The organism is Tumebacillus lipolyticus (genome assembly GCF_042682745.1).
In the GTDB taxonomy this organism is placed as follows: domain Bacteria; phylum Bacillota; class Bacilli; order Tumebacillales; family Tumebacillaceae; genus Tumebacillus_A; species Tumebacillus_A lipolyticus.
Map to the genome: position 1 here is coordinate 226,143 of NZ_JBHUIO010000011.1, position 23,358 is coordinate 249,500.

A 23,358-nucleotide genomic window follows, 5' to 3' on the forward strand; every position below is an offset into this window, starting at 1 on the left:
CTCTCTGCATTTTCCACTCGATTCTTCACTCGAATCCCCCGCTAGTTTTCCCTCTCGGCCTGCGTGCCGAGCGATCGTTCCACCCTGTTCTGTCAACCTGCACTTCACCTTTCGTTGCACATCACCGCTGTACAACCGCATGCTTTCGCCTGCAAATCGACCGAAACGACTGTCGAAATTTGACCAAATTTGCTATCTATTAACAGGATTCCCTCATTGAAACGCGAAGTAAATCTATTACAAAAAAGAAAACCGTTAAAGGAGGGAGTTGTTTTGCTACAGCACCGCCGGTCCTTGCGATGGAGGACCCCGATCGCGCTGCTCACCGTGCTTCTGCTGATCGCGACTCTGATCCCGATTCTGCCAGCACAGCGTGCAGAAGCAGATGCGGACATCACGTTGTCGAGCACCATCTTTCCTGCTGGCTACCCCGGCACAAGGATCACCCTGACCGGAGGTAACATGTTTCCGTTCCATCCCGGCGCGCAGATCTCGCTCTACAATGAGAGCGGACAAAAGGTCAACGCGATCGCCGATGTTCAATATCTTGATAGCAGGCATATGTCCTTCACCTTACAGCCCGGCCTGATTCAAGGTCGCTATCGCCTCCTCGTCATCTCCTATGAGACGGCGATCGCCGAGATTCAGGTGATGAGCAACTCCGATCCGGCAAACGTCCAGATCACGCCAGGTTCGGACCGTGACATCCGCATCGATTGGATCGACCCGAGCGCGGGCGATACGCAGGATATCGTCGTCCAATACGGCCCGATCAACCTGTCCTATTTCCCGCACACAGCCTACGTGCCGCGGGGTAAGCAGACGCTCACCCTCAAAGGGTTGGATCACAACACGAACTATCGAATCAAACTGCTCGCCCGCAAGTCGGACGGCACTTTGACGCACGGCACCGAGTTCACCAACGGTGGCGCCGGATATCGAGCGTCAGACACCACGCCGCCCGGCGACCTGACCAACCTGCTGGTCAGCTCGATCCCCAACGGGTTTGACCTGCGCTGGAAAGACCCGATCGACCCTGACCTGCACCTGATCACCGTCCAATATGCGGAGCACGGCACTTCCCGCTGGTCGGACGCCTTCGTCGTCACCAAAGGCATCGAACATCTCGCCTTGCGCGAGATGAACACGGCGAAGCGCTACGATTTCCGCTTTACGAAGACAGACACGCTCGGCAACTGGTCGCAGCAGCTTGAGACGAACAACGGGTACGGGTATACGTACGACACCACCCCGCCGTCAAACGTCTCCTCGCTCTCGGCGACGGTGCGCTCGAAATCGGAAGTCTACCTGACGTGGCAAGATCCGACCGATGCGAATTCGAGCGATTTTCATCATGTGAAGATCTATCTAAAATCTGCGCTCACCGACTGGATTTCGGTCGGGCGGGCAGAAAAAGGCGTCAAACAGTTCACCTTGACCGGGCTTGCCAGCAACATCGAGTATTCGTTCAGAGTGGTGTCGGTCGACAACTTCGGCAACGAGTCGAGCGGCGCGATCACCACGCGCACACTCGATACCTCTTCGCTTGCCGCCCTGCGCAATGTGGTCATCTCGCAGGACATCGACGGTGGCCTGAAGCTCCAGTGGAGCGAGAGCGGCCCTGTGGTCGATTTCTCGATCTTCAAAGTGTACTACGCCCAGCACGGCAGCACCGACTACCGAGAGGCGACGCTCAGCAGCAAGGGCACCCGCTCGGCCTATTTGCGAGATCTGCCGCGCGGCACCTATGATCTGCAGTTCCGCCTTTATGACCGATATGGCATCGAGAAAGATTTCCATGACGAAGACAACAACGGATATGGCTTCTATGTGGCCGGCAAGTCGGGCGGCAACTATCCGGAAGAGATTCGCGATGTGCGCATTCAGCCGCACAACTCCCAGAGCATGCAGATCTCGTGGAACCCGGCCTCCACAGACGGTACGCATGTGGAGCTGTACGTGGCGGAGCGCTCGACGACGCCGCAGTGGCGCTACCTCGACCGAGTCGACAAGCGCGACCTGCGCTATGAGGTGCGCAACCTGTCGGGCGAACGCGATTACTTTTTCAAGCTGGTCGTCGTCGACGCGGTGAAGAACACCAGCTCCTATGGGATCATCTATGACAACAGCGGCTACGGGTACAACCTGTTTGGCGGTGACCGCTACCCGCCGAAAGAGGTGACCAACGCCAGCGCAACTCTGTCTGGCAACGCTTTGCAGGTCACCTATTTTGAGCCGACCGACCCCGATTTTGAAAAGGCGATCATCTACGCGCAGAAGACGGGCAGCACAGATGGTGTGTTGCGGTTTGATGTGCCGCGCGGTCAATCGGGCACGACGATCCGCGATCTGACGCCTGGCGCCACCTATACGCTGCGCATCACGACGGTCGACACGTTCGGCAACGAGTCGAAAGGCGTCAGCTTGAACAACAACGGCCTCGGCTACCGCATCCCAGAGACGGGAGGCGTGGCGCGAAACGAAGTGCGCAACGCCTTGCTGATCCCGGAGACGAACAAGTTGACCGTCCGCTTCCAAGACCCGCTGTTCGCCGAATACAGCAACGCGTTGATCTCGATCAAAAAGGTCGGCAGCAACAGCTATCAATCGAGCAAGACGGTGTACAAAGGCGCCAATGAGGCGACGTTCGACGGTCTGGATGCCAACTCGTTCTATCAGGTTCGCATCGTGACGCTGAACAGCGCAGGTCAAGCGTCGAACGGCATCAACCTCGGCGGCACGACAGGAATTGGGCTGCAGCCCGTCTCCAAAGTGCAGAAAGCGAACGTGACAGAAGCGAAAGGCAGCTTGATCGTCACCTGGCAGGACCCGGCTGGCACGCTGCCGACCGGCGTTCAAGTGGAAGTGCAAGCGCGCGGCACCTCGACGTGGAGCGAGCCGCTGATCATCCAGCCAGGCACCGGAAAGGCGGTCATCCAAGGCCTTGGCGACACCCAGTCCTACAAGGTGCGAGTGACCACGCTGCTCAACCAGGTGGCGTCTGCCGATCTCGTGCTGGAGAACAGAGGAAACGGGTTCCGGCCGGATCGCGCGGAGGTGGTCGCTCAGCCTTCGCAGATCACGTTCGACGACAAGCTGACGCAGCGCATCTCGCTCGTCGGCACGAACACCCGCTTTCCCTACAGCAAAAATGAGATCGGTGCCAAGCTGTACACGGCAGACGGTCAAGACGTCTCCTCCTACCTGACCGATGGCAACACCTATTCGAGCACGCGCTACGACCTGACGATCAAGCGCTCGCTGCCAGCTGGGCTGTACAGAGTTGTGCTGTCCACCACCGCAGACGGGGAGTGGAGCACTTGGATCAAGATCGTGGCTGCAGCGCCTGTCGTTCAGGCGGTCGCGCTCGATCTCAACTCGGCAGTCTACGGCGCAACCCCCGCTGTGAAGGTGACGGGCGTCGGATTCAAAACGGGTGCCAAAGTGGTGATCGACGGGATGACCGAAGTGACGCCCTACTCGCTGAGCTCCGATCAGCTGACCTTCACCCTGCCGTCCGGCCTCTTGCCTGGCGTGCACAAGCTGGCGGTGAAGACGAGCGACGGCACAACCAGCCCGCTCGGGTTTACCATTCATCCGTTCAGCGGCACGGTGACCTACAACCCGCCCAGCTCTCGCACCGATCTGCATCAGGCGGAGCTGCGAATCAAAAACCATGACAGCAATTCGCGCAGCAGCAAAGTGCTGGTTCAGATTCGAAAAAACGGCCAACTGATCGAAACAAAAGAGTTGAAAGGCACGTTTAGCAGCTATGAGACGATCTCCTTCAAACTCGACTTCGGCGGGGTGAACTCGACGTATGCGGAAGGCCCGATGAGCTCGCTCTCCCTGAAGGTCTTCGTGGTCGATGCGTACACGAACAGCCCGCTCGCAGAGCCGATCACTTTCTACCGCACGCTCAATCTCTAAACAAGGAGGACTCGCGATGAATTGGAAACGGCTTGCCCTCACCAGCTGTGTGACAGCGGGGCTCCTGTTTGGCTCAGCCCCGCTGCTTCCGACTGCGCTTGCCGAAACGTCCCTCGCCGTCAAAACGATCGGTTCGGGCGTCACCGCCGAGGGGGTCTATACGAACAAAGGTGTGCCGCTTCGCGGCACGCCTGTCCTGCTCACCGTCGAAGATCTGAGCGGCCGGGTCGTTCACCTCGACCAATCGATCACAGATGAAAACGGCATCTATCGCTTCGACTGGACGATGCCGCAGGAACTGCCAAGCGCCCTGTACCGCACGACGATCAGCGTCGGTGGCGAACAGACGACTGCTGCGTTCAACTATGTCTCCGCCCGCGATCACGATGTGATTTCGCCGATCGAGCTCGGCCCCTACCGCTTCACCGGCGAGCTGAACGGAGGCAAGAAACAGGCGGTGCTCTACAGCGCAGACACCGGTCTGAAGATCGAGCGCCTCTCCGGACAATCGGTCGTCACGCTCGATGAGTGGAAAGCGCTCAGCGCCATCCGCAGCGCGGTGACCGGGACGACCTATCTGACCATCTCCGTGCCGACCAACGACAAGTTGGCGCAGGTCACCGTCCCGACATCGGTGATCAAAGAGCTGTCCGATCGCTTTGGCAACGACGCGCATCTGCTGATCGCAGCGGAGGCAGGCAGTTACGACCTGCCGCTCAACGCGATCAACCAAGTGCTGATCGACAAGGTGAAGAAGAGCGCAAGCGGCGGTCTGAAGTTTTCAATCGGCACCGCAAGCGCAGCAGACGCGCTGAAGATTCAACAGAAGATGAGAGATCAGGGGATGAACAGCCGCTTGGTGGCGCCCGTCCAGTTCCAAGTGCAGGCGCTGTTCGACGGTCAATCGGTTCCGATCCTCGATTATGGCAACCGCTTTGTGCAGTATTCGATCGACCTGACGGGCGCCTCGCTCACCGCTGGCCACAAATCGTCCGCCCTGTTCTACAACCCGCAGGATGCGCATGTGGTGCCCGCTCCCTCCAAGCTCTATCGCGATGCGGTCGGACATGGGAAGATGGTGATCAAGCGCTCCGGGAACGGCATCTACGTACCGATCCAAGATCAAAAGTCGTTCTCCGACATCACCTACGCGCCGCAGAAGGAGAAGATCCTGGAGCTGTCAGCCCGCCATATCGTCAATGGGCGCACCACCAGCTCCTTTGAGCCGAACGGCAACATCACCCGCGCTGAGTTTGCGACGCTGATGATGCTCTCGCTCGGGGTGACAGACAAACAGGGCACGCTGATGTTCCGCGATGTGCCGCAAAATACTTGGTTCACCAAACCGGTCGCGATCGGCTCCTCACTCGGGTTGATCAGCGGGCATGACCAATGGACGTTCGCACCGCACGACCCGATCACCCGCGAGCAGATCGCCTCGCTGATGGTCCGCTGCCTGTCCTTTGTCGAGCAGCGTCCCTATGTGGACACCACCCGCATCTTGGGACAAGTGCAAGATCGGAACAAACTGTCGTCGTGGGCGCGCGAAGATGTTGCGCTGGCGATCTCGATCGGCATCCTCGACAAAAACACCACCTATGTCGACCCGCTCCGCCCAGCCACTCGTGCGGAAAGCGTAGACATGCTGTACAACCTGCTACAACATCTGCAGATGTTGTAGCAGCGATCAAGAGCACACAAAAAGGTACCAACTCCTCGCGGACGTTGGTACCTTTTATAATTTGATCTCCATATGCTTTTGAACCAAAACTGAACGTTTATCCGATCAGAAGATTACTTCCTCTTCGCTGTCACGCTCCTTTACGGAAAGATCACCTGAGTTCCTATGGTTGTCATCTTCCACTATCGCGCTCCTTTCAAATCCTGATCTCGGTCGAGAACGCCATCTCGGAGAGTTTCGTTCGTTTCGGTAGAGCCTCCCTTCCTTCCTCAACCGCTTCGGTGAGGTTGTTGTGAGTTGATTATAACTTACTATTCTGATTATTTGAAATTGATAGACAAGTTGTTTTTGACCGTTATCCTCAATTGCTATAAAAATGCTCCATCTTCCTGCATTTTTCGCACTTTTTCTACAAGAAAAGACAGGAGCCGGCGCCGACTCCTGTCAGTTTGTGATCAGACTGTCTTATTTCTTGCCTTCGATGGTGACATGTTTGAAGTCGTAGTCCACACCGTACGGGAAGACGACCAAGTTTTTCACATACTCTTTCGTTGCGAAAGCTTTCCCGCGGAAGAAGATCGGGCCGATCGGCATGTCTTTCATCAGCACTTTTTCCGCTTCGACCATCTGTTCAGCGCGCTTCTTGACGTCAGCTTCAGCTTTTGCCATGTTGATCAGCTCATCATATTTCGGGTTGGCATAGCTTACTTTGTTGAACGAGCCGCCCGTCACGAACAGGTCGAGGAAGGTCATCGGGTCGTTGTAGTCAGCGCCCCACAGGGAGAGGCCGATCTGGTAGTCTTTGTTGCGCTCTTTTTCGAGGCGCAGCTTGAACGGAACGCCTTGAACATCGATGTTTACGCCAAGCTTCGAACGCCATTGCTCTTGGAGCAGCTCCGAAGATTTCTTCGCAACGTCAGAATCATCGACGAGCAGTTGCAGTTTCAGATCGGCCGCTTTCATGCCCAGCTCTTTCAAGCCTTCTTCGAGCATCGCCTTCGCTTCAGCATCGGTGTGCTTGGTCAGCGTGTCGCCAGCAGATTTGCGGAAATCGCCACCAGCAGAATCGGACGTACCGTTCGGCACGTAGCCGGTCGCGCCTACCGTACCGTTGTGGTAGACGATGTCAGCATACATGTCGCGGTCGATCGCCCAGGTGAGCGCCGTACGGATCTTCGCGTTGTCCAGCCCTTTTACTTTCGGGTTGAAGATCAGGTAGCCGTTGGTCAGCTCCGGTTTCAGCGAGTATTCTGCGCTGTCTTTGTAACGGTCTACATGGTCGCGAACCAGACCTACGCGATCAAGCTGACCCGCTTCGTACATGTTCACCGCTGCGGTGGTATCTTTCACCACTTGGAAGTTGACCTTCTGCAGCGTTACTTTGCTTGCATCCCAGTAGTCTGCGTTCTTTTCCAGCTCAACCGAAGTGTCATGCACCCAGTTGGTCATCTTGAACGGACCGTTGAAGAGCAGCGTGTCTACAGACGTGCCGTAGTCTTTGCCCTTCGATTCTACAAACTTTTGGTTTTGTGCGTAGAAGATCGGGAAGGACATCTGGTTCAGGAAGAACGGAGTCGGGTTGTTCAGCGTAACTTGCAGTGTTTTCTCATCCACCGCTTTTACAGCAACCTCAGCATCCGAACCTTTACCGGTGTTATATTCGGTTGCACCTTTTACCCAGTACAGCATGAAGGAGTACTGAGAAGCAGTATCAGGGTTCAGCGTGCGCTTCCAGGAGTAGACGAAGTCTTCCGCTTTTACAGCGTCGCCGTTGCTCCACTTTGCGTCGCGCAGTTTAAACGTGTATGTTTTGCTGTCCGGGGAGATCTCCCAAGACTCTGCGATGCCAGGCTGTGCATTGCCATCTTTGTCTAGGCGCACAAGGCCTTCCATCGAGTTTGCCATCATCAGGAAGGAGTACTGATCGGTCGCCTTGGAAATATCCATGTTCGGCAGATCATCACCCAGTGACATGTTCAGAACTTGTTCGCCGCTCACTTCACCAGGCTTGGAATCATTCCCACAGCCAACGAGCACAGTACCCATCATGGCAACAGCCATTGCAGTACCAAACCATTTTTTTTGCATATTGAGGTTCCCCCATTCTCTGTGGTTGCGAATACCTAGAATCTTCTCGAACTCATTTCGAGAGTTCATGATCATTATGATATCGGATTCACAACGAACAAGTCAATGTATTGACTAATTATCTCAACCTTATGAAGACTGTCGCAACTTCCGCAACTTTTACTACTCGCAACATTGCCAATTGGCTTGAGGTTAAGTTAATACTTCTTGCGACCTCATAATGGTCGAACTAATAAAAGAAGCTGAGGAGCATGGCTCCTCAGCTTCTATCCGATGATCAGGTTAGGCGCGTGCGCGCTTAAATTCCGGGTTGTGCTCAACGCGAACGTTGGTGTAGATACCACCGCGAACGTTAAACTCACCTTCGACTTGCATCCAGCGCGGTTCAAGCGCTTCGACGAGATCATTCAGGATGATGTTGGTGACATCCTCATGAAAATGACCTTCGTCTCTGAATGCCCACAGGTACAGCTTCAGCGACTTCAGCTCGATGATCTTCGGGCCTGGCACGTAGCGAACGGTGATCGTCGCAAAATCTGGCTGACCGGTCTTCGGGCACAGCGCAGTAAATTCTGGGCAGCGGATCTCAACTTCATATTCACGCTCAGGGTGCGGATTCGGTACCGGATCGAGCGTTTTCGTCGGTTTCGTAGACATATGTATACCCTCCAAAGGTTCGAAATCTAAAATTTACTATATCCCAGAGCGCTTCGTTTTTCAACTGCAAGGCGGAAAAGCCTGCGAAAATCATCCGCAGGCTGAATCGAGAAAACAGGGGTTAAAACGGACGCTGCATCGGATCTTGCTCCGAAAGGTTCATCTGCTGGGCGCTCGGGGTGTTCGGGTTGGGAGCGCTCAAGTTGAATGACTGAGAGAGATCCTGCACCTGTCGATTCATCCCCTCTGCAACTTTACGCATGATGTTGTACTGCTCCAGAGCACGCTGATCCTCGCTGATCAGATTGGGCGGAAATGCGCTCATCAAGTTGGCGTTCCCACTCCCGCTCTGCGGTTGCCCACCACCTTGACCCATCGCTTGCTGCCCCATTCCCTGCTGTCCCATCGCCTGCTGTCCCATCGCCTGCTGCCCCATCCCCTGCTGCCCCATCCCCTGCTGCCCTATCGCTTGGTGCCCCATCCGCTGTTGTCCCATCGCTTGGTGCCCCATCCCCTGTTGTCCCATTCCCTGCTGTCCCATCGCTTGGTGCCCCATCCCCTGCTGTCCCATCCCTTGCTGTCCCATCCCTTGCTGTCCCATCCCTTGCTGTCCCATCCCTTGCTTCCCCATTCCCTGCTGTCCTATCGCCTGCTGCCCCATCCCCTGTTGCCCCATCGCTTGGTGCCCCTTTGGCTGTTGTGACATCATCTGGATCGTCTGCTCCTCGGTGGCAATCAAAGAGCTGATCATCTGACGAATTTGGCGCAGTTCGATCTGCATCTTCACGATCTCCGCTTCTACCTGCAACATCTGTTGACCTTCGGGCATGTTCATTCTCCTCCTCCAAAATGTTCATTCCGCCCTTACAATTCCCGATCTCGCCCATCTTTATTAATCTGTGCATAATTCTTCCATCCACAGGAGCAAGCTAGGTACAGAATGTGACGCACTAGCGCGAAGGAGGAACTGAAGATGCAACAAAACATTCAGCGCATGGCAGATCATGTACAAGATCTGCAACTGGAGGTCGCGCAACTGACGCAGATGGCGCAGCAGCTCGCGCAACAAAACATGAACCAATACCAAAACATGCAAACCTACGCGAATCAAAATTCGCCCCGAATCTTTTATCAAGCTGCCTATCATGAGCAACAGGCCGGACATCTGCTCTACGAGATCGCCAATGTCTGCAAGGAGATGAACCATCACATCCAATCGATCTCCCAGCAGTTGCAGAGCAGAGGGATGATCGCAAGCGGAAACATGCAGAATATGAGCTCATCGGGACACGCGTACAGCATCCAAGGGCAGTCGCAGCAATCTGGAGCGATGTCAGGCACCAGAATGCCGAATGATCAACAAAGCATGGCCGGATACGCTGCGCCCTCCTTCCCACCGGCTGGTCCGATTGCGGCAGACACGACACATTTCAAGCGATCGCAGACGCCAGGATATGAGCAGCACAGAACTACCTCAAGCGCGGACAACAGTTCATTCTCACCCAGCGCGTCCTCGCTTTCGCTCAACTCCGACCCATCATCTTTCTCTTGGATGAGCTCTGGCACGAGCGGTCAGCAGTCGTCAGGCTCTTCCGCAATGAGCTCGTCAACCGCTCAGCAGAGCACAACGAATGCATCAGGCGGCCAACCTGCTTCCCTGCAATCCGGTCTGCCAGCAGCTGCCGGTCAGAGCGAGATGAATGCCAACCAAGGAATGGGCACGATGAGCAGCGGAGCTCAGCAGGCACCATCTGGCCAGGCAACGCCAGCAACGTCGATGTACAGCTCCCCTTCTGCTCAACATTCGGTCAGCAGCAGTTCCACCCCCGCTGTTCATCAGTCGCATGATGAACAGGCCAGCGGTGCTGGCAACTACCCGTACAACCGATCTACCACATAATTCGAAAAAATGACAAATCGACTCGCCCACCCTGTCGTAGGCGAGTCTTTTTTCATGTACAATGATTGTAAAAACTTGGAGCGTGATCTCTCATGGCTAACGCAACCACACTTCCTGCTTCGAAACACTTTACGCTGCAGGAGCTTGCACCTGGCGTGTACGCCGCATTTGTCATCGAAAACATGGGCGCTTTCTCCAATGGCGGCTTTGTCGATCTCGGGGACGAGGTTCTGGTCATCGATGGTTTCCTCACCCCGCAAGCAGCCCGCGACCTGCGCCAGATCGCCGAAGAAGTGACCGGCCACCCGGTTCGCTATCTGGTCAACACGCATTGGCATGGCGACCATGTGCGCGGCAACCAAGTGTATGCGGACACTTCGATCATCTCGACCCAGATCACCCGCGACCTGATCGCAACCTATCTGCCCGAGCGTCTCAAAGATATGCTCGAACAGGGACCGGCACACATCCAAGCGCTCGAAGCAGCGTTGGCAGAAGCGAAAGATCTGGCGGAGCGTCGCGAACTGGAAAACGAGCTGATCCACGTAAGAGAAGTGGAGTCCACGCTCGCCACGGTCGAGGTCACGCTGCCCAACGTCACCTTTGAGCAGAAGATGACCCTGCACGGTACTCGCCGCTCCGCCGAGCTGATCACGTTCGGCGGTGGACACTCGCCAAGCGATGTGTTCGTCTACCTGCCGGACGACAAGATCATGTTTATGGGCGACCTGCTGTTCGTCCAGACACAGCCCGCCTTCTGGAATGCGAACGAGCGCGAATGGATCGAAATCCTGGAGCGCGTCGAGCAGTTCGATGCGGAGCAGCTCGTTCCTGGACATGGGCCGCTCGGTGGACTAGCGGACGTCACCGCCACCAAGCAATACATCATCGACCTGCTGGACATCATCCAAGCTCACATCGAAAGTGGCGGGACAGAGGAGGGCATTTCCGACCTCAAGCTGCCTGCTGCCTACGAATCATGGTCGTTCGGCGCGCTGTTCCACCGCAATCTGCAAAAGCTGTTCGCACAGCTGACACAGAAATAGAACACCTGACAAAACAAAAGAGGTCAGCCTGACAAACGATCAGGCTGACCTCTTTCTCTTGCTCTGCTTTAATGAAGTTTTCCCAACCGCCGCGTCAATGCTGCCTGATACTGCTCGTACATCGCGCGTTGGCGCTCCCTGTCCTTGATCGTTGACAGGTACGCCTCACGCAGATCCATCCGCTCATCCGGCGTCATGATCGCTTCAAAATCGGCGATGATCAGGGCGACCACCTGCTGCTGCTCGGTCGCCGTCCACTTGAGAAACTCCTCATACGGAAGCGTCCGCATGTCATGACGGAATTGTTCTAACATCTCTTGAGGCATCTCTTCATACTTGATTCCCATCGCGATCCCCCTCTTCGTTTACAACGGGGCTCCCGTCTCTCCTCTTCACTATACACGCTCCCCCGCCTTCAATCCAATCGACGGATCGAAGGCGACAGAGGAGACGAGATGATTTCGCTGTGAGTTAGGCGCCGAGATCTGTGCCGCGCAGCTCTCGCTTCACGCGCTTGCGATGCAAAATCTCATACATGATCGGCACGATCAACAGCGTCAACAGGGTGGACGAAATCAGGCCACCGATGACGACGACGGCGAGACCTTTGGAGATCAGCGCGCCTTCTCCCATGCCGAGCGCAAGCGGCAACAGCGCGAAGATCGTCGCGATCGCCGTCATCAGGATCGGGCGCAGGCGAGTGCCGCCCGCTTCCAACAGCGCCTCGCGAACGGTCAGCCCTTTTTCCAACTGCTGTTGGACACGGTCGACCAGCACGATCGCATTGGTGACGACAATTCCGATCAGCATCAGCATCCCGATCATGCTTGCCATCGAGATCGGCTGTCCGGTCACCACCGTGCCGATCAGCGAACCGATCACAGCAAACGGGAGGGAGAACAGGATCGCAAACGGTGCTTTCCCTTCACCAAACGCGATGACCATCACCACGTAGACCATGCCGATCGCGACCAGGATCGCCATGCCCATGTCTTGGAACATATCCTGCATCTGCTTGTTCGCACCGTCGACGATGTACTCTACGCCCTCTGGCAGATCGATCGAATCGAGCGTGTTCAAAATATCTGTGTTGACCCGACCTGCGTTCTGATCGACGATGTTCCCGAGCACGAGCGCATATTCCTGCCCGTCGCGCGTCTGCAGGACGCTCGGCTGCGAAACTTGTTTCACATCGGCGATATCTTTCACTTTCACCACCGTGTTCATCGGTGTCGGCAGGAGCAAGTTTTCAACGTCGCTGATCGATTGGACCTGCTTCTCCGCAAAGCTGAGGATGATATCATCCCGCTTGGCGCCCTCACCGACTTTGCCGACCTTCTCCTCGGTGAGGAACGGACGGATCAGCATCGAAGCTTGTGCTGTGGTCAAACCATTTTTCAGCGCATCTGCCGGACGCACCGTGACCTGCACCATCTGCGATTCTTTCAGCGAGGTGTTGCGCACATTTTCGGTGCCCTCGATCTTTTTGATCTCAGCTGTCACCTTTTCTGCCGCATCGTGCAAAGATTGTTTCGTTCCTCCGGTCAGCACGATGTAGACGCCCGAACCACCAGGGCCGCCAGAGAGCTGCGACACGTTGATCGTCGCCCCATTAACGCCAGGGTCGAGCTTATCCTTCAGCTCTTTCGAATACTCGGTGACATCGACAGACGGATCGAGCGCGACGATCCAGTTTGCTTTGTTCGGGGAGCCGACCGACATCGTCATCGGATCGAACTCACCGGATGGCGCACCAGAGGTGACTTGCGACAGGATCACTTTGCCTGTGTCGCGCAGCTTCTTGTCGAGCTCGCGCACCTTTTCGTCGACGGCGACCACATCGGTGCCCTCCGGCATTTCCAGCGCGATCGTGATGTGCTTTTGCTCCTGCTCTGGAACGAATGTGAATCCGGCCAGCCCCGCCAGCGGCAGTGAGCCGAGGAAGAGCAAGAACGCGAGGAGCAGGACGGTGAGCTTGTGATTGAGCGACCAGCTCAGCGTGCGCTTGTAGAGGTTGCTCAGCATGCCTGCTCCGTGCTCTTTCGGTTTCGAGCTACGCATCATCAGATAGGCGAGCATCGGCACGACGGTGATCGAAACCAGCAAGGAGGCGAGCAAGGAAAAGACGACGGTCAGCGCAAACGGCGCGAAGATCAGGCCGACGATGCCCGAGACCAGACCGAGCGGAGCAAAGACGGCGATCGTCGTGAACGTCGAGGAGGTGATCGCTTTGCCCACCTCTTTGGTCGCATCGAGGATCAGCTCTTTGCTGATGCTCTCGCTCTGCAGTCGGCGAACGATGTTCTCGATGACGACGATCGAGTCGTCGACCACCCGGCCAACTGCGACAGCCATCCCGCCGAGCGTCATGATGTTCAACGTGATGTCTGTAAAATATTTCAGCAGCGTCATCGCGACGAAGATCGAGAGCGGAATCGAGATGACCGCGATGATCGTCGCTCTGATGTTGCGCAGGAACGCGAGGATCAGGATCGAGGCGAACAGCGCGCCGAGCAAGCCTTCACGCATCATGCCGTCGACCGATTTCTCGATGTCTGCCGCCGTGTCGTAGAGGATGTCGAGCTTAAATTCACCATCGTCGCTCGTATATTTTTTCAGCTCTTCCTGCACAGCTTTCGACACTTCGACCGTGTTCGCATCGCCCGTCTTGATCACGTTGAGCGCGACGGACACATTCCCCTGTACGCGGGAGATCGTGTCCGGCTCGGCCGTGCCTTGTTCCACGGTGGCGATATCCTGCAGCTTCAGCTCAGGCATCGGTCGAATGAGCAAGTTTTTCAGCTCGTCGAGCGATTTCACCTGGCCTGTGACCAACACCGGCTGGCTGATCTTATCGAAAGATGCCACCCCGAGCGGGATCGACAGGTTCATCGCTTGCAGCGTCTGGCTGATCTGTTGGAAGGTGATCTTTTGCTGCTCCATCTTGGCTTTGTCCAGCTTGATGTACAGGTTTTCCGATTTCAGACCTGCCGTCTGCACCTTAGCCACGCCATCGATCCCTTGGAGCGCGGGAACGATGCTGCTGTTGACCAGCTCTTGCAGCTGCGCTTCATTGGCACCTTTTTGCGCGGTGACAGCCGTGTAGATGATCGGGCTGCTGCCAAAGGCGAGGTTGCTGACCTTCGGCTTCTCTACCTCTTTGGGCAGTTGAACGCCGTTGAGCGCCTCTTCGACCTTTGCGGTCTTCTCTTTGATATCGGTGCTAAAATCGAACTGCAACATCACCACGGAGATGTTGTTCGCCGAGTTCGTCTCGATCACTTGGGTTCCTTCGATGTTCCTCAACACCCGTTCGATCGGCACCGTCACTTCGTTTTGAACTTCTTGTGGCGATCCGCCCGGATAGACCGAAGTGACGAATAGATACGGAATCGCGATATCGGGCATCTGCTCCTGTTTGAACTTCGAAGCAGAATACAGGCCCCCGATGATGACCAGTATGACCAAAATGATGATCGCGATCGGGTTCCGCAAGCTAAACTTCGCAAAAACTCCCATGATTCTTCCACTCCCTTTCCCCTGCACTCCACTTTGCTTACAGTTCTTTTTTTCTCTGTTCCCACTCTTCTTCGAAGCCGTCAAGCCTCTTGGCGAGCAGTTGATAGAGCGCGCTCATCTCCCGCGTCCTCCGCCAAGCGGCAGCGCGGGAAGCTTCGTCCGCTTCGCTGACTTTGACCTCAGCCAACCGCGCTTCCGCCTCCACCAAGAAGTCGTTCATCTTCAGCAGGTTTTCAACGCCCAGCTGAAGCACCGTCAAAATAAAATCGTCCGCAAGCTTGTAATAGTCTTTGCGATCGCTGCCCCGCGGCATGCGATAGCACAGACCGCCTCGCTCCAGCGGGCGAATCTGCACCGAGATCGCCGCTTTGGTCACGCCGAGGTACTTGGCGATCTCTTCGAGCGAAAGAGCTTCGGGTGCAAAAAGCAGCAAGGAAAAGATCCGCCCAGAAAGCGAACTGCCCAACTCCTGCTCGAAAAATCGCGCCATCGAGGCGTGCAATCGTTTGGCAAGCTCTAAAAATTGGTCATCCATGCTCCCGTCCCCCCTCGCGCTCGCAGCTCATATCGTTAAGATAATACTAAACGATGTTAATTATAACCTTCCTCTCAGAGGGATTCAAGGGTATTTTTGTAAAAGGATTGGCATACCTTGAAGGGACAAACTGCGGAGGTGTCCCCGATGGTCCAGCCGTTTCCGGTGCGAGAATCGAGCATTTTGGGCCTGGCGGAGCTGGTGTCCCGGTTGCTCGGACTCCTGTTTTTAGCCCGCTTCGTGACGACGCTCGGGCTCGCGGAAAGCGCCGAGTTTCGCATGTTGCTCCCGCTGATCGGCGTGGCGGCAACTTTGGGAACGGTGGGGCTGCCCCAAGCGCTGACCCGCCTGTTCGCCACCTCCGCTCGCGAGGAGGGGCGCCCCGTGCCGCTTCCGCTGCTTTCGGCAGCTGCGATCGGAACGGGCTGTGCGATCGGCTTCGCACTTCTCCTGCTGTTCGGGCTGTCCTCCCTTGCGAGCCAGCAAGCGATCGACCGTCAGGAATTGGCGCTTCTGCTCGGGGCGACAGTGCCGCTCTTGCTCCTGATCTGTGTGACGGGCAGCTTGCGCGGGGCGTTGCTCGGGCTTGGCCACACCTATTCGCCCGCGCTGTCCCAAGTGCTCGAAGTGAGCGTCCGCTTGGTCGCTCTGACCTACTGGCTGCCGATGCTCACCTTTGAGGAAGTGCGGTCAGCAGAGCTCGGCATCCTGACGCTGACGCTCGGCGAGGCTGCCTCCTGCCTGTTGCTCAGCATCATGCTGTGGCGGGTGCTCAAGCGGCGTGGCGTTCGGCAGCAGCGAAGCCAGCGCGCGCTCTTCAGCATCTTGCGCATGTCGTTTGCGCCGACCGGACAGGCGCTGCTGGCGAGCTTGGGGTATGCGCTGGAGCTGCCTTTGGCGCATCGGCTGTTGGCACAGGCGCACGGAGAGCAGCTCGCATCGGTCTGGCTGGCCGAATATGCGACGATCGCCCTGCCCTTGCTGTGCGCCCCGATGGTGCTGACCGACGGGATCGCCACCGCCCTGTTGCCCGTCGCCGCTGCCGAGCGCCTCCAGCGACAGCGCGGCGCTTTTTCCATTCACCTGCGACGGATCATCGGGGCGGTGATGATGGTGGCGCTGCCGGCGAGCGGAGCGCTGATCGTGCTCGCCCCCCAGCTTGAAGCGTGGTTTCGCGCGCCCGGCGCATCGCTTCTGCTCTGGCTGCTGGCTCCAATCGCGCTTCCGCTCTATTTGCAAGCTCCGCTCTCCGCATTGCTGCAGGCGCAGGGGCGAAGCCGCGCGCTGTTGTACGCAGGGCTGCTCGGCGATCTGGTGCGCCTGCTGGCGATCTGCCTGCTGCTTCAGCCGGGTCAGTTCGAACGCAGCGGTTTGGCGCTGTCGTTCTGGCTCGCCACGCTGGTGCAGACAGGGACGCTCCTCTGGATGCTCAGCCGATTGAGCATCGTCTCTGTCCCGTGGCGGACGCTCTACCACTCCTTCCAAGCTGCCCTGACGCTGTCCGCCCTGCTGTTGGTCGGACTGCATGTCCCTTTCCCCTTCTCGTTCGCAGCTCATCCGTTCCTCTGGAGCGCAGCGGCTGCGCTCAGCTGCCTCTGCACCCTGCTGGTCGCAGAGGAGATCTCACCGCAGAGCTTAGCGCGGCTGCCGATCATCGGGAGCACCGCTCGCTTCCTTTCGGAAAAGCTCCTCTTGCTGAGTCAAAAGGGGTCTTCCAGCATGTAAAAAACCCGAGAGGCGAGCGCCTCTCGGGTTTGAAGTGCGTGATCCGTTTAGCTTTTTACCAGATCGCTGTTCAGATAGGCGACGATCAGCTTGACCGAGTTTTCGATCGAAGTCTGATGCGTGCGCTCCATCGAGTGCGATGCGTCGATGCCCGGGCCGATCAGCCCGTGCTTCACATCGACGCCCGCATGCATCGCAGCCGATGCGTCAGAGCCGTAGTTCGGGTAGATGTCGACCGCATAGTTGAGGTCATTCGCCTTGGCCAACTCGACGAGGTGCTTGCGCATCGCGTAATGGTAAGGGCCGGAAGAGTCTTTTGCACAGATCGAAACGCAATACTCGTCTGTCGTCTGGCCTTCGCCGATCGCGCCCATGTCGATGGCGAGGAACTCGACCGTCTGCGGCGGGATGTTCGAGTTGGCACCATATCCGATCTCCTCGTTGTTGGAGATCAAGAAGTGGGTGGTGTAGGGCAGTTGCACGTTGCTGTCGAGCAGCGATTTCAAAGCGCCGAACATGCAGGCGACAGAAGCTTTGTCGTCAAGGTGACGAGTTTTGATAAAGCCGGTCTCCGTCACTTCACAGCGCGGTGCAAAGGAGACGAAATCTCCCACTTCGATGCCAAGCTCGCGCACATCCTCTGCGCTCTTGACGACCGCATCGAGGCGCACTTCCATCGTGTCGGCGTTGCGCTCATGCGTGCGAGTGTCCTTGTAGACGTGCACAGACGCATGCGTGGACTGGATCGTGCCGGTGAACAGCTTACCTTCAGACGTTTCGATCTGACAGTATTCACCCTCGATCGAGTTGAAGGTGAAGCCGCCGATCAAGGTGAGCTTCAGCCGACCATTGCCCTTGATCTCTTTGACCATCGCGCCGAGCGTATCGACGTGGGCGGTCAGCACGCGATGAACGTCCGAGTTCTTGCCTGGCACGGTCAGGATCAGCCCGTCCTTGTTGTTGCGTCTGTTCTCAATGCCAAGACTCGCGCATTCCTTCTCGATGAAGGAGATCACTTTCTCCGTATTGCCGGAGGGGCTCGGGATGTTAACCAAGTTCACTAAAAAATCCACAACATATTTCATATCAACGCTCATTCTTGAAACCCCCTTACAGTATCTGAGAACAGTATACAGAATCTTTAGAGGGTTCGCCATGTCAGAACCGATTTGCTAACCGCTGCGCCGCCGATCGCCGCCCGATCACCGCGGGCTCTGGTTGACCCAGTCGATCTTCCACGGTGCGTCCGTGCTCTCTTTGACCACCCCGAGGTACAGCGCGTTGATTCCATCCTGCTGAACGACCTGCGTTTTGTAGGTGATGTCGAGCGTCACCTGATATTGGCGCTCCTCGACCGGCTTGCGGTTGAGCCGCTCCCCTTTGATCGACTCCGCTTGACCGGTCGCCTCCACCCGCTGGGTCTGCTGCAGGTCGATCACGCGGACCGAGGAGACGTTTTCCGGATTGAGTCCCTGTTTGTTCCAGTCTTGGGCAAACAGCTGCTCCCCTTTTTCCGCATACCAGAAGGAAGCTTGGTATGCTTTCGAATACATCGCATAGGCGGTCGGATAATCTCGATTTTGAATCGCCTCATAGTATTTGAGAACCACCTGTTCGGCATTCCAATTGCGAAACTCTCCGTCTGGCCCTTGGCTATAATCCACCTGCCCGTCCTCTTTCAGCCAATCCCCCCACGAGAGCTTGACCAGATCGGCGAAGTCGCGCTTTCGCAACGAGGCGCTCATCCCCACGCCCTTTTCCAGCCAGCTGCCGACCACCTCTTGCCCCGCCAGCAGCACGACTGCTGTCGTGTTCAGCTTCAACCCGTCATCCCACATCTCTTGAAGCGGGATCGAATAGGCGGTGACCGTCTCCCCGCGGTGGCGGTTCAGATCGAGCCCGACATCTTTGGACAAAACGTTGTGCTTCGCCCAATATAGGCCGAGCGGATAGGTCCCCGGCAGGTCGACAAAGCTCTTGGGCAGCGCGATCTGTTCTGTTTTAAACGCTTCTTGCGTCGGCGTCCACCCGTACGTGTCGAGCAGGCTGACGATGCTCGGATCGAGAGCTGTCGCCTGCTCCTCGCTCTTTTGCAGATTGTCCATCGCGGTGAGCGAGTTGCTGTCCTGTTTTGCGCCGAGCAGTTCGTTGCGCTCCGGTGCGTTGCCTTTCTGCTCTTGCCCCTCGCTCTGCTCCTTCTGATCGGCAAGGCTCTGCTGGTTCTTGCTCAGATCGAGCGGGAGGAAGTTCGGCACCTGAACGGCTGCCACCAGCACGCAGGCGGCCGCCACCCCTGCTGTCGCCCATTTCCTGAGGCGGCGCCACCTGTGCGAGATGACCGCCTGCTCGATCTCCTCACGAGACGGGAGCAGCGTTCGACTCGGCAATGGAATCTCTTCAAGATCGAGGGTGATGCCGATCTGCTGCACCAGCTTTTGTTCCTGCTGACACTCTGGGCAAGAAAGCACATGCTCGATCATCTCTGGAGTCAGATCTGAGCTCCAAATCGCCTGTTTGATCTCATCGCACCTGTTCATCTATCGCTTCACCCTCCTCTCTACAGCAATCCACGCAGTCGATCGCGCAATCGGAATAGTCTGGTCTTTACGGTCGCCTCTTTCATCTCCAACAGCACGGCCACCTCTTTGAGCGGCAGGTCCTGCACGAAGCGCAGGATGAAAATCTGCCGATCCACACCGGTCAGCTCGCCGAGCATCTTTTGGATGACCATCTTCATGCCGACCTGATTTTCAAACCCATCGCTGGTCGATGCGGTCTCGGACAGCTCAACGACGGTGACATTTTTCTTTTTCCGCACGGCGTCACGCTGCGTGTTGAGGATGATCCGATACACCCAGCTCTGTATCGCACAATCGCCCCGATATGTGTGGAGGTTGCGACACACTTTCAGGAGCGACTCCTGCGCCAGATCTTCCGCATCGTGCTGATGTCCGGTCAGGTGGTAGCAAACTCGATATACGAAAGGCTCTAGCTCCTTCAAAAAGTCGGCCATCGCGCCTGCGTCCTGCAATGCGCGTTGAATCTGCTGCTCCAAGCGGTGTCACCTCCAAAGACAGGGCTTCTCTATACAATATGACGTACAATCTGCCCGAAAGGATTCAGGAAAGAGCAGGTTGGGCAACAAAAAACCACCTGCTCGGCAGGTGGTTCGATCGTTTAGCCTCTGCTTCTGATGCCCGGCTGCTCATCTGAGCCCGGCAGGTCGAGCGGAGTGGTCGGCACCTCTTCCGCGTCGGGGAGGTCGACCGGCTCCTCCGCTTCGCCTTGCCGATCGCCCTCTCCCGCAAGCTTCGCTTGGTCGCCAAACTCCTCGTCCCAAGAAAGCGTCAGCGCGTACTCATTCGCCAGACCTTCTTTCGTGTATGATTGGCGCACTTGAACTTGGTTAGCGATCATGATCGGCAGTCCGTCAAAGCGGAAGCTGTGCTGCTGATCGATCTGGTCGGCGAGGCGTCGCAGCCAGGCAGCCAGACTCGGTGCCGTCATGATGTCGTGACGTATGATCTTGATCTCCCTACCCGTCATCGTGCATCCCTCCGCAAGTGAGTGTCTCTCGAATCGGTTACTTCGCCAGTCGCTCCGCCACCTTGATCATCGATCGGGTCGAGAATCCGGTGCCCTCTTCGACCGTATAGCCGCTCGACTTTTTCGCTTTCGCCATGTTGGCCATGTCGATGTGCACAAACGGCACATCATCTGCAAACGCCGCCAGGAACACGCCGCCCGCCAGCGCCGCACCGTTGCGATAGGAGTAGTTGATATAGTCGGCGATCGAGCTTTCGATCAGCTTCTGATACTCCGGGTAGTTCGGCAGCGGGAACAGGCGCTCGCCCACCTCTGCACCGGCCGCTTTCACCTCGTTCACCCACTCGTCGTCGTTGCCGTACAGCGATGCTGCTTCGCCTCCGAGCACCACGACCACCGCGCCAGTCAGCGTGGCGGTGTCGACGATCTTGGTCGCGCCGAGATGTTTCACATAGGCGACGCCATCTGCCAACACCAGACGGCCCTCGCAGTCGGTATCGATCATCTCGACCGTCTTGCCGTTAAAAGCGACAGCGACATCGCCCGGCTTGAACGCGTTGCCAGAGATCATGTTTTCCGCCAGCGCCAGCACGCCGATCGCGTTGACCTTCAGCTGTTTCTTGGCGATGGCGCGCATCGCGCCGAGCACGCAGGCTGCCCCTGCCATGTCTGTCTTCATGTCGCCCATGCCGTTTTCCGGCTTGATGATGTAACCGCCCGTGTCGAACGTGACGCCCTTGCCGACGAGCCCCAACACCTCTTCCGACTCGGGCGCCCCTTGGTAGCGCAGGACGACGAGTCGCGGCGGGATGTCAGATCCTTTGCCGACCGCATACAGCAAGTTCAGGCCGAGCTCCTGCAGCTTCTCCTCGTCGAGCACTTCGACGGTAAGACCTGCCGCTTCGCCGATCTCGACCGCTTTGTTCGCGAAGATCACCGGATCGAGCAGGTTGGCCGGCATGTTGGTCAGGTCGCGCGCGAGGTTGACCGCATCCGCATCGTGAGTCGCCGCCTGCACCGCTTCGGTCACATCGCCATCTGCCACGATGGTCAGCGCGGTGAAGCGTTTGTCCGCCTCCTGCTCCGACTTGTGGTTTTGATAGACATAGCGGCCCAGCAAAAACCCTTCTGTGATCGCGCCCGCATACTCGTCTGCCAGCGCGACCGCCGCCACGTGATCACCCTTGACGCTGCGCGATGCGCTGCCTGCCGCCTTGCGAACCACCTCTGCGTTCAGTTTGTCCTCTTTGCCGAGGCCGACGAGGAAGAGATGCTTGGCTGCCAGACGACCGCTCGTGCGCACGTGCGTCACCGAGTTCGCCTTTCCTTCCGCCTCGCCGTCTGCAAACAGGCCGCTCAGCTCTCCGCCCAGCGCTTGGTCGAGCGCAGACAGTTCGGTCGGCAGCTCTTTCGTCTCGCCGTAGAACAGGACGAGCGAATCTGCTTCAATCGCATGCAATTCAGTTTTTTTATGTACGAGAATGTTCACCATAAGGTCCCCCTTGCTATTTTCCGAAACTGGAACTACTCCTTTCAGTATACATGGCGAGCACCTCGACAACAATCGCAACGGGAAAACCGCTTGTGTTCAATTTTCGCCGCACCGCGCAACAAGGCGGCATCATCTGATATACTACAGTCACAATCGCTGCCAAAAACGCATGAAAAAAGAGAGCCGATCGGCTCTCCGAGTCGTACGATGCTGATGCGTGACATACACTGAAGATGGAGGTGACAGCGGTGAACGAGCAGGAGGATCAACAGCGGAAGCAACCTGAGGTGACCGGAGAGAAAAATGAAGCGTGGCGCGCGTTCGGCCTCGTCTCCGCCATCGGGCTCGATCTGGCCATCTGCACGATCGGCGGCACGTTCTTAGGCCGCTTTCTGGACGGCCTGCTGGGAACGTCCCCATGGCTATTGCTCGTAGGGATCATCTTGGGGCTGGCCGTTGGGATCTACGGAATCACCAAGCTGATCGCTGCATTCAATCCGGAGCAGAAGAAGTGACGGAGAGACAGGTTCTGCCGTTTGCAGGAAGGGTCAGGATTCTTCCAATCGATCTTCATTTAGCGCTTCGTCGATCTTGGAAAGCTCCTGGCTGAAGGAGTGAAGGCGGCCGATGGTTTCAGCTTCGAGGTCAACATCTCCCCGTTTCTTGGCATCCGCATATTCTTCAAGCGCGGCGTAGATGTGTCCCATGATGATCTCGCGAGTTAAGCGCAGGTCAAAATCTGCCGCCAATTTGCGTTCTTGAAACAGCCCATCATCCATGATCAAGCCATTTAAGTACAGCGTACGGTATAATTCCCCGCGAATCGTTTCGTATTTCTCACCACGCAGCTTAAGCTCACCGATCAAAGCGTCGAGCGCTTTGACCATTCGACCATCCCCCTTTTTCACCCTTAGATACTCGATCAGTACATGCAGCGATTTCCCGTTTTCATACATGTAGAAGATCACTTCATCATCTTTTAGGTACAGGTGAAAGATCAGGGTCTTGCCTTTCCCTTTCTCCTCCAGTTGGATACCGGTGCGAGTTACGCGTGCCTTCCAACGATCGACCTGCGCGCGGGTCGTTTCGCCCGAGATGTTTCGGTAGATCACAATCTGGTTTTCCATAGTCACCCTCCTCGGTGCTCGGAGGCTTTTTCAAGAGAAAAGGTTTTGCAAATGCTCGATGTAGTACCAACAATATATGCGTCGTCCTGCTCTTTTTGTTAGACATTTTGTA

At 56.8% G+C, this 23,358-nt stretch carries 18 protein-coding genes; 6 read left to right on the forward strand and 12 right to left on the reverse strand.

The genetic code is table 11. The features are described from left to right. The first annotated feature begins 273 nt into the window (after positions 1 to 273). On the forward strand, positions 274 to 3,930 hold the full coding sequence (locus ACFSOY_RS17370) for a fibronectin type III domain-containing protein (RefSeq protein WP_386048792.1): 3,657 nt from the start codon (positions 274 to 276) through the stop codon (positions 3,928 to 3,930). A gap of 16 nt (positions 3,931 to 3,946) precedes the next feature. Next, complete coding sequence (locus ACFSOY_RS17375) at positions 3,947 to 5,611, forward strand: S-layer homology domain-containing protein (RefSeq protein WP_386048794.1); 1,665 nt, start codon at positions 3,947 to 3,949, stop codon at positions 5,609 to 5,611. A gap of 465 nt (positions 5,612 to 6,076) precedes the next feature. Here ACFSOY_RS17375 and ACFSOY_RS17380 read toward each other — a convergent pair whose 3' ends face one another. The 3 genes from ACFSOY_RS17380 to ACFSOY_RS17390 all read right to left on the reverse strand — a co-directional run bounded on the left by ACFSOY_RS17380 (position 6,077) and on the right by ACFSOY_RS17390 (position 9,185). Further along, positions 6,077 to 7,699, reverse strand: a complete 1,623-nt coding sequence (locus tag ACFSOY_RS17380) for a peptide ABC transporter substrate-binding protein (protein ID WP_386048796.1) — start codon at positions 7,697 to 7,699, stop codon at positions 6,077 to 6,079. Positions 7,700 to 7,981: 282 nt separating this feature from the next. Further along, on the reverse strand, positions 7,982 to 8,356 hold the full coding sequence (queF, locus tag ACFSOY_RS17385) for a preQ(1) synthase (protein WP_386048798.1): 375 nt from the start codon (positions 8,354 to 8,356) through the stop codon (positions 7,982 to 7,984). 121 nt (positions 8,357 to 8,477) lie between these two features. Further along, a complete protein-coding gene (locus ACFSOY_RS17390) occupies positions 8,478 to 9,185 on the reverse strand; it encodes a hypothetical protein (protein ID WP_386048800.1) in 708 nt (235 codons plus the stop codon). Between the two features lie 144 nt (positions 9,186 to 9,329). Between ACFSOY_RS17390 and ACFSOY_RS17395 the strand changes: the two genes are divergently transcribed. Both ACFSOY_RS17395 and ACFSOY_RS17400 read left to right on the forward strand, forming a co-directional pair. Continuing rightward, a complete protein-coding gene (locus ACFSOY_RS17395; RefSeq protein WP_386048802.1) occupies positions 9,330 to 10,256 on the forward strand; it encodes a hypothetical protein in 927 nt (308 codons plus the stop codon). Positions 10,257 to 10,348: 92 nt separating this feature from the next. Beyond that, positions 10,349 to 11,302 (forward strand): MBL fold metallo-hydrolase, encoded by a 954-nt coding sequence (locus tag ACFSOY_RS17400; RefSeq protein ID WP_386048804.1) that lies wholly within the window; start codon positions 10,349 to 10,351, stop codon positions 11,300 to 11,302. Between the two features lie 68 nt (positions 11,303 to 11,370). On the opposite strand, the gene ACFSOY_RS17405 is transcribed toward ACFSOY_RS17400, so the two are convergent. The 3 genes from ACFSOY_RS17405 to ACFSOY_RS17415 form a co-directional block, all read right to left on the reverse strand. Next, a complete protein-coding gene (locus ACFSOY_RS17405; protein WP_386048806.1) occupies positions 11,371 to 11,649 on the reverse strand; it encodes a hypothetical protein in 279 nt (92 codons plus the stop codon). Positions 11,650 to 11,773: 124 nt separating this feature from the next. Beyond that, complete coding sequence (locus tag ACFSOY_RS17410) at positions 11,774 to 14,821, reverse strand: efflux RND transporter permease subunit (RefSeq protein WP_386048808.1); 3,048 nt, start codon at positions 14,819 to 14,821, stop codon at positions 11,774 to 11,776. Between the two features lie 37 nt (positions 14,822 to 14,858). Beyond that, positions 14,859 to 15,356, reverse strand: coding sequence for a GbsR/MarR family transcriptional regulator (locus ACFSOY_RS17415; protein WP_386048810.1), 498 nt, complete (start codon positions 15,354 to 15,356; stop codon positions 14,859 to 14,861). Between the two features lie 147 nt (positions 15,357 to 15,503). Here ACFSOY_RS17415 and ACFSOY_RS17420 point away from each other — a divergent pair, with 147 nt between their 5' ends. Further along, the gene (locus ACFSOY_RS17420; RefSeq protein ID WP_386048812.1) at positions 15,504 to 17,081 is read left to right on the forward strand and encodes an oligosaccharide flippase family protein; all 1,578 of its coding nucleotides are present in this window, start codon (positions 15,504 to 15,506) and stop codon (positions 17,079 to 17,081) included. Positions 17,082 to 17,128: 47 nt separating this feature from the next. Here ACFSOY_RS17420 and ACFSOY_RS17425 read toward each other — a convergent pair whose 3' ends face one another. The 5 genes from ACFSOY_RS17425 to ACFSOY_RS17445 form a co-directional block, all read right to left on the reverse strand. Next, positions 17,129 to 18,178 (reverse strand): M42 family metallopeptidase, encoded by a 1,050-nt coding sequence (locus ACFSOY_RS17425; RefSeq protein WP_386048814.1) that lies wholly within the window; start codon positions 18,176 to 18,178, stop codon positions 17,129 to 17,131. Between the two features lie 105 nt (positions 18,179 to 18,283). Beyond that, positions 18,284 to 19,618, reverse strand: a complete 1,335-nt coding sequence (locus ACFSOY_RS17430) for a DUF4830 domain-containing protein (RefSeq protein ID WP_386048816.1) — start codon at positions 19,616 to 19,618, stop codon at positions 18,284 to 18,286. A gap of 20 nt (positions 19,619 to 19,638) precedes the next feature. Then, positions 19,639 to 20,136, reverse strand: a complete 498-nt coding sequence (locus tag ACFSOY_RS17435; RefSeq protein WP_386048818.1) for an RNA polymerase sigma factor — start codon at positions 20,134 to 20,136, stop codon at positions 19,639 to 19,641. A 122-nt stretch (positions 20,137 to 20,258) separates the two neighbouring features. Then, positions 20,259 to 20,627: a hypothetical protein gene (locus ACFSOY_RS17440; protein ID WP_386048820.1), complete on the reverse strand. Its 369-nt coding sequence runs from the start codon at positions 20,625 to 20,627 to the stop codon at positions 20,259 to 20,261. 37 nt (positions 20,628 to 20,664) lie between these two features. After that, positions 20,665 to 22,116: a leucyl aminopeptidase gene (locus ACFSOY_RS17445; RefSeq protein ID WP_386048822.1), complete on the reverse strand. Its 1,452-nt coding sequence runs from the start codon at positions 22,114 to 22,116 to the stop codon at positions 20,665 to 20,667. A 251-nt stretch (positions 22,117 to 22,367) separates the two neighbouring features. Between ACFSOY_RS17445 and ACFSOY_RS17450 the strand changes: the two genes are divergently transcribed. Further along, positions 22,368 to 22,634 carry an AtpZ/AtpI family protein gene (locus ACFSOY_RS17450; RefSeq protein WP_386048823.1) on the forward strand — a complete coding sequence of 89 codons (267 nt, stop codon included), beginning with the start codon at positions 22,368 to 22,370 and terminating at the stop codon, positions 22,632 to 22,634. 33 nt (positions 22,635 to 22,667) lie between these two features. Here ACFSOY_RS17450 and ACFSOY_RS17455 read toward each other — a convergent pair whose 3' ends face one another. Then, positions 22,668 to 23,246, reverse strand: a complete 579-nt coding sequence (locus ACFSOY_RS17455; RefSeq protein WP_386048825.1) for a hypothetical protein — start codon at positions 23,244 to 23,246, stop codon at positions 22,668 to 22,670. Between the last annotated feature and the right edge of the window lie 112 nt (positions 23,247 to 23,358).

What these genes read in the sequence shown, in the direction of transcription:
- queF (WP_386048798.1), bottom strand. Translation starts at nt 8,356, where the DNA reads ATGTCTACGAAACCGACGAAAACGCTCGATCCGGTACCGAATCCGCAC.
- ACFSOY_RS17420 (WP_386048812.1), top strand. Translation starts at nt 15,504, where the DNA reads ATGGTCCAGCCGTTTCCGGTGCGAGAATCGAGCATTTTGGGCCTGGCG.
- ACFSOY_RS17430 (WP_386048816.1), bottom strand. Translation starts at nt 19,618, where the DNA reads ATGAACAGGTGCGATGAGATCAAACAGGCGATTTGGAGCTCAGATCTG.
- ACFSOY_RS17400 (WP_386048804.1), top strand. Translation starts at nt 10,349, where the DNA reads ATGGCTAACGCAACCACACTTCCTGCTTCGAAACACTTTACGCTGCAG.
- ACFSOY_RS17405 (WP_386048806.1), bottom strand. Translation starts at nt 11,649, where the DNA reads ATGGGAATCAAGTATGAAGAGATGCCTCAAGAGATGTTAGAACAATTC.
- ACFSOY_RS17410 (WP_386048808.1), bottom strand. Translation starts at nt 14,821, where the DNA reads ATGGGAGTTTTTGCGAAGTTTAGCTTGCGGAACCCGATCGCGATCATC.
- ACFSOY_RS17395 (WP_386048802.1), top strand. Translation starts at nt 9,330, where the DNA reads ATGCAACAAAACATTCAGCGCATGGCAGATCATGTACAAGATCTGCAA.
- ACFSOY_RS17390 (WP_386048800.1), bottom strand. Translation starts at nt 9,185, where the DNA reads ATGCCCGAAGGTCAACAGATGTTGCAGGTAGAAGCGGAGATCGTGAAG.
- ACFSOY_RS17455 (WP_386048825.1), bottom strand. Translation starts at nt 23,246, where the DNA reads ATGGAAAACCAGATTGTGATCTACCGAAACATCTCGGGCGAAACGACC.
- ACFSOY_RS17415 (WP_386048810.1), bottom strand. Translation starts at nt 15,356, where the DNA reads ATGGATGACCAATTTTTAGAGCTTGCCAAACGATTGCACGCCTCGATG.
- ACFSOY_RS17375 (WP_386048794.1), top strand. Translation starts at nt 3,947, where the DNA reads ATGAATTGGAAACGGCTTGCCCTCACCAGCTGTGTGACAGCGGGGCTC.
- ACFSOY_RS17440 (WP_386048820.1), bottom strand. Translation starts at nt 20,627, where the DNA reads ATGACGGGTAGGGAGATCAAGATCATACGTCACGACATCATGACGGCA.
- ACFSOY_RS17425 (WP_386048814.1), bottom strand. Translation starts at nt 18,178, where the DNA reads ATGAGCGTTGATATGAAATATGTTGTGGATTTTTTAGTGAACTTGGTT.
- ACFSOY_RS17380 (WP_386048796.1), bottom strand. Translation starts at nt 7,699, where the DNA reads ATGCAAAAAAAATGGTTTGGTACTGCAATGGCTGTTGCCATGATGGGT.